10 protein-coding genes and 1 riboswitch are annotated in these 13,496 nt (G+C 67.4%); of the genes, 3 read left to right on the plus strand and 7 right to left on the minus strand.

From position 1 onward, the window contains the following. Positions 1–528: 528 nt before the first annotated feature. From RIF23_RS09785 to RIF23_RS09805, 5 genes are all read right to left on the minus strand, one after another. Positions 529–1,590: an ABC transporter ATP-binding protein gene (locus tag RIF23_RS09785; protein WP_310912148.1), complete on the minus strand. Its 1,062-nt coding sequence runs from the start codon at positions 1,588–1,590 to the stop codon at positions 529–531. Further along, complete coding sequence (locus RIF23_RS09790; protein ID WP_310912149.1) at positions 1,587–2,687, minus strand: ABC transporter ATP-binding protein; 1,101 nt, start codon at positions 2,685–2,687, stop codon at positions 1,587–1,589. Before RIF23_RS09790 ends, RIF23_RS09785 begins: the two co-directional genes overlap by 4 nt. A 5-nt stretch (positions 2,688–2,692) precedes the next feature. Continuing rightward, a complete protein-coding gene (locus RIF23_RS09795; protein ID WP_310912150.1) occupies positions 2,693–3,649 on the minus strand; it encodes an ABC transporter permease in 957 nt (318 codons plus the stop codon). Beyond that, positions 3,649–4,653 (minus strand): ABC transporter permease, encoded by a 1,005-nt coding sequence (locus RIF23_RS09800; protein WP_310912151.1) that lies wholly within the window; start codon positions 4,651–4,653, stop codon positions 3,649–3,651. The genes RIF23_RS09795 and RIF23_RS09800 overlap by 1 nt, the downstream gene beginning before the upstream one ends. A gap of 77 nt (positions 4,654–4,730) precedes the next feature. Next, on the minus strand, positions 4,731–6,440 hold the full coding sequence (locus RIF23_RS09805; RefSeq protein ID WP_310912152.1) for an ABC transporter substrate-binding protein: 1,710 nt from the start codon (positions 6,438–6,440) through the stop codon (positions 4,731–4,733). Positions 6,441–6,928: 488 nt separating this feature from the next. On the opposite strand from RIF23_RS09805, the gene RIF23_RS09810 reads away from it, so the two are divergent. After that, positions 6,929–7,894, plus strand: a complete 966-nt coding sequence (locus RIF23_RS09810; RefSeq protein WP_310912153.1) for a 3-methyladenine DNA glycosylase — start codon at positions 6,929–6,931, stop codon at positions 7,892–7,894. A gap of 630 nt (positions 7,895–8,524) precedes the next feature. Here the strand turns inward: RIF23_RS09810 and RIF23_RS09815 are convergent. Further along, the gene (locus RIF23_RS09815) at positions 8,525–10,111 is read right to left on the minus strand and encodes a serine/threonine-protein kinase (RefSeq protein WP_310912154.1); all 1,587 of its coding nucleotides are present in this window, start codon (positions 10,109–10,111) and stop codon (positions 8,525–8,527) included. A gap of 132 nt (positions 10,112–10,243) precedes the next feature. Further along, positions 10,244–10,915, minus strand: a complete 672-nt coding sequence (locus RIF23_RS09820; RefSeq protein ID WP_310912155.1) for a hypothetical protein — start codon at positions 10,913–10,915, stop codon at positions 10,244–10,246. A gap of 209 nt (positions 10,916–11,124) precedes the next feature. After that, positions 11,125–11,306: riboswitch (cobalamin riboswitch) on the plus strand. Between the two features lie 26 nt (positions 11,307–11,332). Between RIF23_RS09820 and RIF23_RS09825 the strand changes: the two genes are divergently transcribed. Together RIF23_RS09825 and RIF23_RS09830 are read left to right on the plus strand one after the other, a co-directional pair. Next, a complete protein-coding gene (locus tag RIF23_RS09825) occupies positions 11,333–12,394 on the plus strand; it encodes an ABC transporter substrate-binding protein (protein ID WP_310912156.1) in 1,062 nt (353 codons plus the stop codon). Between the two features lie 4 nt (positions 12,395–12,398). After that, the gene (locus RIF23_RS09830; RefSeq protein WP_310912157.1) at positions 12,399–13,493 is read left to right on the plus strand and encodes a FecCD family ABC transporter permease; all 1,095 of its coding nucleotides are present in this window, start codon (positions 12,399–12,401) and stop codon (positions 13,491–13,493) included. The last annotated feature ends 3 nt before the right edge of the window (positions 13,494–13,496 follow it).

A 13,496-nucleotide genomic window follows, 5' to 3' on the forward strand; every position in this document is an offset into this window, starting at 1 on the left:
ACTGCGATACCTTGGAGGGTAGGAAGCTAGGGCAGGTCGAGCTGGCGGCCAGACCCGGGAACGCCAGCGGGGAAGCTCAACCCGGTACAGGATGCGTCAACCGCGAGACCCCACGGGCCGATCCAGGGGAATCGGACCCTGGTTGATACCGAGTTGGTATGGATGTGAGCGCGATTACGCCAGTCCGTTGACATTCCCACAACGACCCGTCCGCGCCTCCACCACGGGAATATCCCCCACGACCACCCCCACCCCCGCTGGCCGTCGTGCGGGGGAGCGCCCCCAGGGCGCGACGCCGCCGGCGGCCGACACGGCGCGTGCGGGTGGGCCGGTGCCACGACCAGGATCATTCCGAGGGTGGTGGGGGCCGGGTATTTTTCTTGCCACCTGGTGGAGGTCGGCCGTGGGCGGCGTCGCCCCCAGGGGCACTCCCCCAACCACGGCCGACGGGGCGGGGGCCGACGGGTGGCCCGGCCTCCTGGAGCATTCTCCGGCCACGGGCGCCCGCACGCCGCGTGGTCCGAGGCATCAGTTCCGCTGGAGGGTCCCCTCGGCGATCTCCTCGGCGAAGTGACACGCCACCCTGTGTCCGGGTGCGATCGTTCGCAGCTCGGGCCGCTCCTCGGCACAGCGCTGGGGCTGGCTCCAGGGGCATCGGGTGTGGAACCGGCATCCCGCTGGCGGATTCGAGGGGGATGGAAGATCCCCGTGCAGCAGGATCCGCTCCCGGGAGTCCTCAACCGTTGGGTCGGGGACCGGAACCGCGGACATCAGGGCTCGGGTGTAGGGGTGCCGGGGCTGTGCGTACAGGGTGTCGGAGTCCGCCTCCTCGACCAGTGATCCGAGGTACATCACCCCAACAGTGTCACTAACGTGCCGCACCACGGCGAGATCGTGGGCAATGACCAGGTAGGTCAGCCCCCGCTCACGTTGCAGTTCTTCCAGAAGATTGAGGACCTGCGCCTGGATGGACACGTCCAGGGCGGACACGGGCTCGTCGCAGATGATCAGTTCCGGTTCCAGGACCAGGGCGCGAGCGATCCCGATGCGTTGTCGCTGGCCACCGGAAAACTCGTGCGGATAGCGGCTCAGTGCCCGCCCGGACATTCCGACATCGTCCAAGGCCTGCACGATGCGCCGCCGTGTGTCCTGGCGGTCGGTCGACAGCCCGTGGACCTGAAGCCCCTCGGTCAGGATCGACTGAATATTCTGTCTCGGGTTGAGGCTGCCCAGGGGGTCCTGGAACACCATCTGGAGGTTCCGCCGCTGCCGGCGCATCTGCTCGGAGCCGAGATGCGCGAGATCGGTTCCGTCAAACCACACCTGGCCGTCGGTGATGTCGACCAGGCGCAGCACGGCCCGCCCCAGTGTGGTCTTGCCACATCCGGACTCGCCAACCAGGCCGTAGGTGCTGCCGCGCTCGACGGTGAGCGACACGCCGTCCACCGCGCGCACATGTCCGATCGTGCGATCAACCAGGATGCCGCTGCGGATCGGGAAGTGCACCTTCAGATCGTGCACCTCCAGCAAGCTCGATCCTCCGGCCGCGGCCTCGTTCGTACCCGTGTCCGCACTCATCAACTGACTCATCCGGAGCCCTCCATTGTGGACGTCGCGGCCGGCCCAGCTCCGGAGGCCGGCCCCTCCTGGTGGCCCTCCCCAACCGGATGCACACACCGATGGAGGTGTTCCCCGGATCTGTGGCGAAGCTCCGGAGGACCCTCGAGACACGCTTCGGTGTAGCGGTCGCACCGCGGCGCGAAGGCGCAGCCGTCGTTCCAGGCGATGTTGTCGTTGATGGAGCCACGGATCGGGGTTAGTGGTTCGCCGCGCGGGGCGTCGAGACGCGGAATCGAGTGCAACAGTCCCACCGAATACGGGTGCGTGGGGGCAGCGAACAGTGCAGAGCGGGGGCCCGCCTCCACCACCCGCCCCGCGTACAGGACGTTGATCCCGTCACACAGCCCGGCCACCACCCCCAGGTCGTGCGTAATCATCAACAGGGCGGTGCCCTCGTTGTGCACCAGATCCTTGAGTAGCTCCAGGATCTGGGCCTGGATGGTGACGTCCAGGGCGGTGGTGGGTTCGTCGGCGATCATGAGTCGGGGGCGGCAGGCCACGGCCATGGCGATAAGGGCGCGCTGTCGGATGCCACCGGACTGTTGATGTGGATACTCCCGCAGCCGGCGCCTGGGATCGGGAATCCCCACACGTTCCAGCAGTTCGGCGGCTTTCGTGCGCGCCGCCTCACCCCGAAGCCCCTGGTGCCGAGTCAGGATCTCGGTGACCTGAAGCCCCAGCGGCACCACCGGATTCAGGGAGGACAGTGGGTCCTGGAACACCATCGCGATCTGGGAACCCCGCAGGTCCCGCATCCGGCGGGCGTCCGCGGCCAGCAGGTCGACGCTGCCCTGCTGCTCCTGGTCGGGGATGGTGTCGTCGGGAGTTCCGGCGCCCGAGCCGCCGTTCAGGCGTAGGTGGGCAGCGCCGCCCACCCGGACTCCACGGCTGGGCAGCAACCCCATCAACGCCAGGGAGGTGACACTCTTTCCGCATCCGGACTCCCCCACGAGCCCGACGACCTGCCCCTCATCGACGGTGAAGGACACCCCGTCCACCGCGTGCACGTCCCGCTCTCCACGTTGGGTGAACGTCACGGACAAGTCGTCGACGGTCAACAGTGGCATAGGGCTCACTTCCGCAGTTTCGGGTCCAGGGACTCCCGCATGGCCTCGCCCAGCAGGGTGAATCCCAGTGCGGTGATGATGATCGCCAGGGCGGGATAGACCGCGAGTTCCGGGGCCCCACTCAGGAAGCGTTGGGCGTCGGCGAGCATGGTCCCCCACTCCGGCACGGCCGGGTCGGGGTTGCCCAATCCGAGGTAGGACAGGGCCGCGGCGTCGATGATGGCGATGCCCAGCACCAGTGTGGCCTGGACGATCACCGGTCCCAGCGAGTTGGGGAGGATATGGGCGACGACGATTCGACGGGTACGGACCCCGACGGCGCTGGCCGCGAGGACGTAGTCCCGGTTGGCCTGGGCCAGCATTGATCCGCGCAACAACCGCGCGAATATGGGGACCTGGGCAACCCCCACCGCGATCATGACCGTGACCAGGCTGGGTCCGAGTAGCGCTGCCACGGTCACGGCCAGCAGCAGGGTGGGCAGGGCGAGCATGACATCGACGACACGCATGATTACGGCATCCAGCCGTGCGCCCCAGACACCGCCGAGTCCGGCGGCCGCCCCAGCTACTCCCCCGAGGACCGCTCCGGCAGACAACCCCAGCACGGTGGCGACAACCCCGACCAGCAGGGACTGGCGGGCTCCAATCACCATCCGGGAGAACTGGTCTCGGCCCATATTGTCCAACCCCAGCAGGTTCTCGGGTCGGGGACCCACGAACTCGTTGCGGTTGGGAAAAACCTCGTCCCGCCAACTCTGGCTGATCGGATCATGAGGCGCGATGATGTCGCCGAGCAGCGCGACCAGAACGAAAACCACAACCACACTGGCGCCCACAATCGCCATCGGGCTGCGCCGGAGTCGGTGGAACGACTCGCGCCAGACGCTGTGGCCCTCGGAGTCTTCCGCGCGTGCCGCGGTGAGTTCGGCCAGTCGGTCGATCCGGTCGGACTTCTTCGACATCAGCGCACCCGCACTCTCGGGTCCAGCAGGCCGTAGGAGATATCGACCAGCATGTTGATCAGTACGTAGACAGTCGCGATGAGCAGGATGAATCCAAGCAGAACGGGATAGTCACGTTCCTGGGTGGCCTGGTAGAGGAACTGCCCGATCCCGCCGAAGTTGAAGACGCTCTCGGTGAGTACGGCGCCCGCCAGCAGGGCGCCGGCCAGATAGCCGACAGCGGTCACCACCGGCAACATCGCGTTGCGGAGCACGTGGCGGCCGCGCACAGTGCTGTGGTGGAGCCCTTTGGCGTTGGCGGTGCGTACGTAGTCCTCGTCCAGGACCTCGAGCACGCTCGCGCGGGTCATTCGGGTGATCACGGCGAGCGGAATGCTCGCCAGAGCGATTCCGGGAAGCACCAGATGCATGATCGCGTCCCAGGCGGCATCCCACTCCCCCGTCAACACCCCGTCCAGGACGTGGAACCCGGTGATCGAGGTCGCGTCGATTCCCGGGGTCTGGCGGGACAGGGACGGGAAGATCCCCAGCTGTTCGGAGAAAACCACCTTGAGCACGAAGGCGAGGAAGAACACGGGGGTACAGATCCCAACCAAGGATCCCGTCACCGCGGCCATGTCCAACAGCCCACCGCGACGGCGCGCGGCGAAGTACCCCAGGGGGATGCCCACCGCGACGGCGATGATCATCGCCGTGATGGCCAGCTCCGCTGTGGCCGGGAACTTGGTCAGGAATTCGTCCAGGACCGGCCGGTTGGTCTGGGTGGAAACTCCGAGGTCGCCCTGGGCGATGTCACCCAGGAAGCGGCCGTACTGAACCAGGATGGGGTCATCCAGTCCCATGGACTGCCGTAGGGCTTGGCGCTGCTCCTCGGTGGCGTTCTCCGGAAGGAGGGCAACCTCCGGCCCACCGGGCAGGAGCCGGATCCAGGCGAACAACAGCACCGACAGCCCGAACAGCGTGGGAATCAGCTGGAGCAGTCGGCGAACAACGAACCGCAGCACCCGAGCCGCCTCTCATCGTCCAACGGAAGCCGCCCGGGCCGGGGGTTGACCCCACCCCGGGCGGCACCCTCGTCGTGTTACTCGAAGGAGGTCTCCGCGAACTCCTCCTGGGTGAGCGGACTCACCGTTGGTGGATCGATGTCGGGGGCAAAGGCGATGGAGGGGGGTGAGCTGGAGATCGGAAGCCCCGGCAGCTCCTCCATGATCACCTCGTTGGCCTCCTCGTACAGGGCGACGCGGTCCTCGGCGTTGGGTTCGGCCGCGGCCTCGTCGAGCGTGTCGAAGATGGCGTCACTGTCATGGCCCCAGGCTGGCCGGTAGTCGGCGAACCACGTGCCAAGGAAGTTGTAGGCCTCGTTAAAGTCACCGGTCCAGCCCAGCAGGTACAGGCTGCATCCACCGGACTCGGTGTGTGGAATGTACTGGGTCCATTCGTAGGAGTCCGGTTCGACCTCGATTCCCACCTCTTCCAGGTCATGTGTGATGAATTCGAAGATGTCCTGGGGGGAGGGCATGTAGGGGCGGGTGACCTCCGTCGGATAGCAGAAGTCCAGGGTCAGGTCCTCGTATCCGGCGTCGGCGAGTAGCTCCTCGGCCAGCTCGGGATCGTGGTCGTAGGTCGGCACATCGTCGGACCAGCCGTCCAGTGTGTCCGGCATGAACTGGGTGGCGACCTCGCCGCCCTCGGGCAGCAGGCTGTCCACGATGTTCTGCCGGTCCACCGCGTGGGCCAGAGCTCGTCGTACGTCCGGGTCGGACAGGGCCTCGGCCGCGTCCTCCCGCTCCTCGAATCCGGCGTCATCCTGCACGAACGCCAGGTAGAGGATGTTGAACACGCCGCGTTCGGGGACCTCGAAGCCCTCGTCCTGGAGGTTCTGCACATCGGCTGGGGCCACCAGGTCGTAGCCGTGGATGTCGCCACTCTGGAGTGCCTGCATCCGGGCGTTCTCATCCTCGATGGTCTGGAAGATGATCGTCTGGATCTGGGCGGCGCGGTCCTCGTCCCAGTAGTCGTCGAAACGCTGCATCTCGACTTCCCGGGCGTCGTGGTCCCAGTCCACGAACTCGTAGGGTCCAGTGCCCGCGACCGTACCGACCTCCTGGCTGTACTCCGGATAGGCCGGGTCGTCCGGGTCGCCCTCGATGTCCTCGCCCTCCATCTCCTCGATGGCGGCGGGGCTCATCATGCCCAGCGCGATCATGCTGAAGGCACCTGGATAGTCCGGGGAGTACTCTTCGACCTCGATGGTCACGGTGTGCTCGTCCTCGGGGGTGCACCCGGCGAAGTTCGGGTCGGGAAGGTCCAGATCTTCGTCGTTGTCGGCGAAGCCGCCGAAGAGGGTGGTCCAGTAGTAGCTGACGGACTGACTCTGGTAGATCCCCTCGAAGTTGTACCAGCGCTCGAAATTCGCGCAGACGGCGTCGGCGTTGAACTCCTCACCGTCGTGGAATGTCACGTCCTCCTCAAGGAAGAAGGTCCACTCCGTTCCGTCGTCACTCTGCTCCCAGTCGTGCGCGAGCCCCGGAACAATCTCGGTTCCGCCCGGCTCATGCCGCAGGAGGGTCTCGTAGGCCTGCCGCGCCACCCGGAACGTTTCGCCGTCACTGGCCAGAATCGGATCCAGGGAGCGCATATCCCCGGCTCCGGCGAAGATGAACGGTTCCGACTCGTTACGTTCCTCGGCTGCGCCGTCCTCCCGTTCACTCGCACAGCCGGTGGCGACCAGGGCTAGGGCGGATGCCACCGCGGTGAGTACTAACAGGGGTCTCCTGTGCTTACGCATCATCCACCTCATCCGGAGGGTTGTCAGGGATGGCGGGCTCCCGATCGAACGAGTGCCAATGTGGGGACCATAAGTGCTTCTGACGCGGGGAACGCGCTTTATAACAGGGGATTAATCGAACTGTTCTCTTTCTATGTCCATCACCCGACAATCCGCTGTTCTATTATCGAAACGCACACCCCGGGAAAACACAGGAGAAACATCGCCGTCACTGCAATTCTGCTCGAATATCGCACAACACGATCGGCCGTTTAATCGATCATCGATCGACCGTTGGACTATCGAATCTCGAGAACGGTCCGCTCCCGGACCGGATCCGCACCGGGAACGGGACCACCCCAGAGCACGCCACCCGACGATTCGCCGCTGCCCCGGCGGGCTGCCCCATGGGGACCACTGGCGCGACAGGAACGATGTGGGGCGTGGATCAGCGCAGCACCCGCCCACGCCCGCGACGTCCCATGTCCTGCGCGTCCTAGGCTGGAGACATCATGACCTCGGATACCAGCGCCACCGTGCACCAGAACCAGGCCACCACGACGATCCTGGCCGCCAACACCTGGCGCGAGCGCGAATCCCGCCACCAGGACCGCGTGGACGCGCTCGTGAGCGAGCACCTCCACCGTCGGCGCCGGGGGGAGCGACATCCGGTTCAGGACTTCCTGTTCACCTATTACAGTCACCGCCCCGCGCAGCTCCGTCGTTGGCACCCCGGTGTGGGCACGCTGCTCGCGCACCCCACGGACGGCGAGCCCCCACACCGGGGTTGGCGCTACTACACCGACCACCTGGACCAGCTGGCTGACCACGCACCCCCGGTGGGTCTGGACGTGGCCACCTTCACCGCGGAGCGTGGTGCAACCGTGCGGTTCGTGGCCGCACTCCTGGAGGCGACCGAGGCCCGATCAGCCAACCTGGGGTGCTTCGGCCTACACGAGTGGGCCATGGTGTACCGCACGAGCCCCGGGAACGTCCGGCACCAGGGAGTGCCGCTACGCCTTGGTAGTGCCGGCACGGACGCCGTGGTGGAATCCCACCGCATTCGCTGCTCCCACTACGACGCCTACCGGTTCTTCACCGACGACGCGGTGCCGCGCAACCAACTGCGGCCCACCCGGACCGGACAGATCTCCCAGGAGCAGCCCGGATGTCTCCATGCCACCATGGACTGCTACAAGTGGGCCTATAAACTCACGCCCGCGGTTCCCAGCGAACTGGTGCTGGAGTGTTTCGAACTGGCGCGGGATGTGCGGGAACTGGACATGCGCGCCTCCCCCTACGACCTGAGTGCCTGGGGGTACACACCGGTGCGCATCGAGACCGCCGAGGGCAAGGCGCAGTACGTGGCGGCACAGCGGGAGTTCGCCGAGCGGGGCCGAGTGGTGCGCAACCGCCTTCTCGCCGTGTGTCGGCAGCTCCTCGGACACCCCGATGCGGTCGGCACCGAAGCCGGCTAAGTGTGGTTCGTGGAGTGGCTGTGGGGTGCGGGTCGGGCCGTCTCGGTGGGCATGGTCGCAGGCCGGGAACCGGGAACTCTCCCCGGATGCCGCATGGGTGCTGCTGGCTGCGCTGATGCGCGCCGATCCGCCCCGGGCGAGGCCAGAGAGACTCCCTAGGTGTCACCATCCGTCGGAGGGCAGGAGACGTCCTCGCCCCGGGTTCGTCCGGGGGGTGGTGGCGGTGGTTGGTTGCGCGTGCGCGCCGTGTCGGCCGCCGGCGGCGTCGCGCCACGGGGGTCACCGGTGTTGTCCTGTTTTCTGGGGCGCTCCCCCGCACGACGGCCAGCGGGGTGCGGGGGCGGTGGGGCACCTCCCGCCGCCCGGGAAGAGCGCACTTTCCGCCACGGCGGCCAGTGTGCGTGGGGCTGCGGTGGCCGTGGGCGGCATCCCGCTACCGGGGCAACGCACTCCCCCGCACGATTGCCAGGGGCATGGGGGACCAAGGTGTGTGGGGGATGCTCTGCCGGGCCTCATGGCCCTGCGCACGACGGCCAGCGGGACCGGGGACGGGGGGGAACGTCGTCAGACCAGGCCCAACCTCACGGCCTACTGCGAACGCCTCCCAAAACGAACTGTCCAAGCAGGACACTAGGTGTTCGGCTGGAACGACCCGAGCACCTCGACGATCACTTCGTCGTAGCCGTCGCGCTCGCTCTGCGGCCCGGTCCAGCTGAGCCAGTAGGCGCGGAGGTCCTCGGACAACGGATGTGTGGACTCCTCGCCCGGCACGTGGATCTGCAACTGGACTCGGAACCGCTCTGGCTCGTAGGCAGCGAACTCCCCATCGTCCAGGTCCGGTTCGATCTGGTCCGCGACGTAGTCCTCGCCCAGGGTGTAGGTCTCCTCCACCGCGCCCACCTCATAGTCATCCGGCCAGTTCTCCGCGATGTCGGAGAGGTCCAGGCCAACCTGGCGGTAGTCGTGACGTTCCTCCGAGGGACCGGTCAGTCGGGTGAGCTCGTCCGATGCGGTGGCCTCGTCCTCATCCGGAATGTATCCGCCGACCGCGATGCCCATGCCCAGCGCTTCCTCGGGGTGGACGATGGTGTCCGGAGCGTCCTCGGACTCCTCGACGGACCACTCCTCGGGATAGCGCAGCGAGAATCCGTCGGTGCGGTGCCAGTCGTACTCGGTGGTCACCGAACGGTTACTCCACCAGAACAGGCTGACTCCGACGACGATCACCGCCACCATCGCTGCGGTGGCAGCGATGATCGGCCCGCGGAACCGCCGTGCCAACGACCGCGGCTCCGGTGCTGCCACCGGTGAGGCCGATGGTGGGGCTGGCGGAGCCGCCCTGGTCTCGGCCATTCCCGGCTGCGCTCCCGACGACCACCCGGCGCTCGGCTGCGACTCGGCCTGCGCAAGCAGGCTCAGAGCCTCGTCCGCACTCGGCCGGCGGGCGGGGTCCCGCTCCAGCAATGCCATAATCAACGGGGTCAGCTCCGCGCCCCGGCTCGGTGGGGATACCGGCGCGGACATGATCGCGGCGACCGTGGAGGCGACAGAATCCCGGGCGAACAGGGACTGACCCTGCACCGTGGTGTACAGCGTCGCCCCCAGACTCCACAGATCCGAGGGTGGCTCCGCCGTCCCGGTGCCCTCCAGGCGTTCGGGGGCCATGTACTCGGGCGAGCCCACCAATGCACCGGTGCGGGTGACCGCGGTCTCCCCGACGATGGTGGCGATCCCGAAATCGGTCAGCAGCACCCGGCCGTCCCGGGACAGCATCACGTTCGCGGGTTTGATGTCCCGGTGCACCACGCCACACGCGTGCGCGGCCCGCAGCGCCTCCAGCAGGGTGCGGGCGATCTGGGTAACCCGGGCAGGCGGCATGGGGCCGTGTTCCCGCAGCAGATGCTGGAGCGAGGAGCCTCGCACCAGTTGCATGACCACCCAGGGATGTCCCTGTGCCTCGACCACGTCGTACACGGTGGTGACCCCCGGCTCATCGGACAGCCGGGCCGCGGTGCGGGCCTCTCTCCGGACTCGGGCATGCGCCTCGGTCCGTTCGGCTTCGGCAAGCTCCATGGGCAGACGCACTTCCTTGAGGGCGACCTCCCGCCCCAGTTCCACGTCCCGGGCTCGCCAAACCATGCCCATTCCGCCCCGCCCCAGGGCCTCCACCAGCTCGTACCGGCCTGCAACGATCCGCGCCGCCTGGTCCGCTACCATCACATCGCCTCATTCAGGGGACGAAGCCTCGACGCTCCGCGGGACAGAACGGCCACCAGGGTAGCGAAAGCGGCAGCGCCGTGGCTGTGGGGATTCGGGCGACCAGTCACCGCAATGGCGGCCGGACAGGCATCACGGATCGTGTTGGAACGACCCCATAGTGCCGTGGATCACCTCGTCGTAGCGGATGCGTTCGGGCTGCGGCCCGGCCCAGGTCAGGGTGTAGGACACCCGGTTGTCCACGTGCACCTGGAGCCAGATCTCGAACCAGTCGGACTCCTCGACATCCAGATGCCGGTCCAGATAGGCGTCGGTGTAGGTGACGCTCGCCTCGATTGCCGCCACGTCCCAGTGGCTGGGCCATTCCCGAAACCGCTCCGGATCGAGTTCGGTGTAGCTGTAGTCTGCGTACACGTTCGCGGTGGACATATCCTCGGCGAATCCGGCCAGCTGCATTGAGGCGTCCGGGCCGTCCTCGTGCTCGGCCCAGGGCAGCACCGCCATGGCCAACGCGTCGGTGTCCTGGCGCTGTTCGATCTCGACCCCGGTCCGGTCCTGCCCACTGTCACGAGTGGCAAGCTCCCAGCCCGCCGGATGACGCACCAGGAACTGCTCTCCCTCGTGGTACTCGTACTCGGTCGTGACCGGGCGTAGGTTCCGCTCCCAGTAGAGCGTGCCACCCAGGCCCGCCGCCACCAGCACCGACACCAGTAACACGGCGCCAGTCCAGATGCGCCGACGACGCCGGTGCCGGCGCGTCCGGCCGGCCCCCGCCGTGCGTTCCGGGGGAGCATGGTCCGTCATGGTTGACTCCCTGGGGGAATGTCAGGAGTACAGCCAGAAGCCGGTCCAGACTAGCGAGTATGGACAGACGCGTCCCTCCGTTGCACCAATCGGGACCGCACTGATACCAGCCCGCAATATCCGCAGTTCACAACGGATCTCCGTGGTGTACCAGTAGGTGCCTGTGCTCCCCTGCGCCCGAACCACCGACGGCGGTGTGCGATCATCGGAAAAACTGCACGGGTCGTAGTGCACGGGAAGCCGGTGTGAAACCGGCGCGGTCCTCGCCACTGTGACCGGAGGGCACGGCACCACGCGCCACTGGGTCTGGAGATCCGGGAAGGCGGTGCCGTGCGGGGACCCGAGTCCCGACTCCGGGAGCCAGGAGACCGGCTACGACCCAGCGACGGTACGACCACGAAGGATGGTTGGGTCCCCATGACTCATATCGACGCGCGCACCCGAGGTGTGCGCACTCTCGCTCCGATTCTCGGCCTCACCCTTGCCCTCGGCGCATGTAGCCCCACGGATGGCGGGGACGGCGGCACCACGGACGAGGGTGGCCAAGCCGCCGGCGACACGATCCAGAACTGCGACATCGAGGTTCCCGCCGACGAGGCCCCGGAGCGCGTGTTCGCCGCCTACCAGCCCGCGATCGAGATGGCCCACGCGCTGGGCATCAGCGACCGGCTGGTGGGCACGGCCTACCTGGACGCCGAGGTCCTGCCGGAGTACGCCGAAGCTCAGGAAGCCCAGGAGTACTATGCGAACATCCCCAGCCGCGAGGAGCTACTGAACCACGATCCGGACTTCGTGCTGTCCGGGTTCAACGGGGTGTTTGCCGACGGTGGAGACGGCAGTTTCGGCACCCGCACCGAGCTGCGGGAGCTGGGCATCGAGAGCTGGATCTTCAGCCCGCTGTGCCCCTCCGAGGACGGCGGCACCGACGAGTCCATCGACCCCAGCACGGTGACGATGGACAGTATCTACGCGGACCTGCACGACCTCGGCACGATCTTCGGTGTGGAGGAGCGGGCCGAGGAGGTCGTCACCGAGATGCAGGAGACGGTCTCCGAAACCGAGGAGATCGTTGCGGAGGCGGAGGACACTCCCTCGGTGGTCATCGGCCGTCCCGATGACGAGGGCTTCCGGGTCACCGGGGAACCGGACTTCTCCACGGTGCTGTTGGAACACGCCGGCGCCGAGAACCCCTTCGCGGACCTGGACGAGGCCCGCAACATCGACGTGAGCACCGAGGAACTGATCGAGCGGGATCCGGACTACATCCTGGTGGATGTGTGCTGCGACGCGGAGATGACCGCCGCCGACGCGGCCGACGGCGTCGCCGAGATCCGCAACGACCCGGCCCTGGCCAACGTCACCGCAGTGGAGGAAGACCAGGTCCTGGAATTCACGTTCGCCGACCGCTCCGCCGGGGTGCGTAGTGCGCCCGTGGTGGCGGAGATCGCCGAGATGGTGCACCCGGAGCTCTACGAGTAACGCCATGGCTTCGCACGCACCCGCCCCGGCTGCGTCCGCCCCCATCCTGGCCGCCCTCCGCGCCCGGCTCCAGGCCGCGGCCGAGGGGGCCGGGATGTTGCAGGGCAGCTGGTCCCGCACCGCCGGGCTGTTCGTCGCGGTGTGCGCCCTGGGCGCCACCACACTCGCCTCGCTGCTGTACGGCAACCAGACCCTCGCCCTCGCCGATGTGCACGCGGCCTACTTCTCCTACACCGGCTCCAACACCGACCTGGTGATCCTGCATCTGCGGGTGCCACGCACCCTGGTCGGTCTGGTGGTGGGTATGGCCCTGGGTATGGCCGGTGTCCTGGTCCAGGGCATCACCCGCAACCCCCTGGGTGGCCCGGGCATTCTGGGCATCAATGCTGGGGCCGCCGTCGCCGCCGTTCTGGCGATCACCGTCCTGGGCACCGGCGCGCTGATCGGCTACGTCTGGTTCGCATTCCTGGGGGCTGCCCTCGCCGCGGTCCTCGTCTACACCGTGGCCTCGCTCGGTCAGGGCGGTGCCAGTCCGGTGAAACTGGCGGTCGCTGGTGCTGCGGTCAGTGCCATGCTTGGCTCGGTAACCTCGGCGATCATCCTGACCGACCGGACTGCACTTAACGAGTATCGGTTCTGGACGGTCGGCTCCCTCGCCGGAGCCGACACCGCAACCCTCCTGTACGCGACCCCGCTGATCGCCCTCGGAGCACTGGTGGCGATTGGCCTGACCCGCACGCTGAACACGCTCGCGCTCGGTGACGAGATGGCGCGCAGCCTGGGCAGTCGCATCTGGCTCACCCGGGCGCTGGGTGGGCTGGCGGTGGTGCTGTTGGCCGGTACGGCGACGGCGGCAGCGGGACCGATCGGCTTCGTCGGCCTGGCCGTACCCCATGTCGCGCGTGCCATCGCCGGTCCGGACTATCGTTGGATCCTTCCGTGGACGGCGGTACTGGCTCCCCTCCTCCTGCTGGCCGCGGACATTCTGGGTCGGATCGTGGCGCGTCCCGAGGAGCTCCAGGTGGGGATCGTGACCGCGTTGGTGGGGGCACCGTTCTTCATCTACCTGGTGCGACGGCGAAAGTTGGCGTCACTGTGAGTA

The organism is Lipingzhangella rawalii, from assembly GCF_031628175.1.
Lineage (GTDB): Bacteria > Actinomycetota > Actinomycetes > Streptosporangiales > Streptosporangiaceae > Lipingzhangella_A > Lipingzhangella_A rawalii.

What these genes read in the sequence shown, in the direction of transcription:
- RIF23_RS09785 (WP_310912148.1), bottom strand. Translation starts at nt 1,590, where the DNA reads ATGAGTCAGTTGATGAGTGCGGACACGGGTACGAACGAGGCCGCGGCC.
- RIF23_RS09810 (WP_310912153.1), top strand. Translation starts at nt 6,929, where the DNA reads ATGACCTCGGATACCAGCGCCACCGTGCACCAGAACCAGGCCACCACG.
- RIF23_RS09795 (WP_310912150.1), bottom strand. Translation starts at nt 3,649, where the DNA reads ATGTCGAAGAAGTCCGACCGGATCGACCGACTGGCCGAACTCACCGCG.
- RIF23_RS09825 (WP_310912156.1), top strand. Translation starts at nt 11,333, where the DNA reads ATGACTCATATCGACGCGCGCACCCGAGGTGTGCGCACTCTCGCTCCG.
- RIF23_RS09815 (WP_310912154.1), bottom strand. Translation starts at nt 10,111, where the DNA reads ATGGTAGCGGACCAGGCGGCGCGGATCGTTGCAGGCCGGTACGAGCTG.
- RIF23_RS09830 (WP_310912157.1), top strand. Translation starts at nt 12,399, where the DNA reads ATGGCTTCGCACGCACCCGCCCCGGCTGCGTCCGCCCCCATCCTGGCC.
- RIF23_RS09790 (WP_310912149.1), bottom strand. Translation starts at nt 2,687, where the DNA reads ATGCCACTGTTGACCGTCGACGACTTGTCCGTGACGTTCACCCAACGT.
- RIF23_RS09820 (WP_310912155.1), bottom strand. Translation starts at nt 10,915, where the DNA reads ATGACGGACCATGCTCCCCCGGAACGCACGGCGGGGGCCGGCCGGACG.
- RIF23_RS09805 (WP_310912152.1), bottom strand. Translation starts at nt 6,440, where the DNA reads ATGATGCGTAAGCACAGGAGACCCCTGTTAGTACTCACCGCGGTGGCA.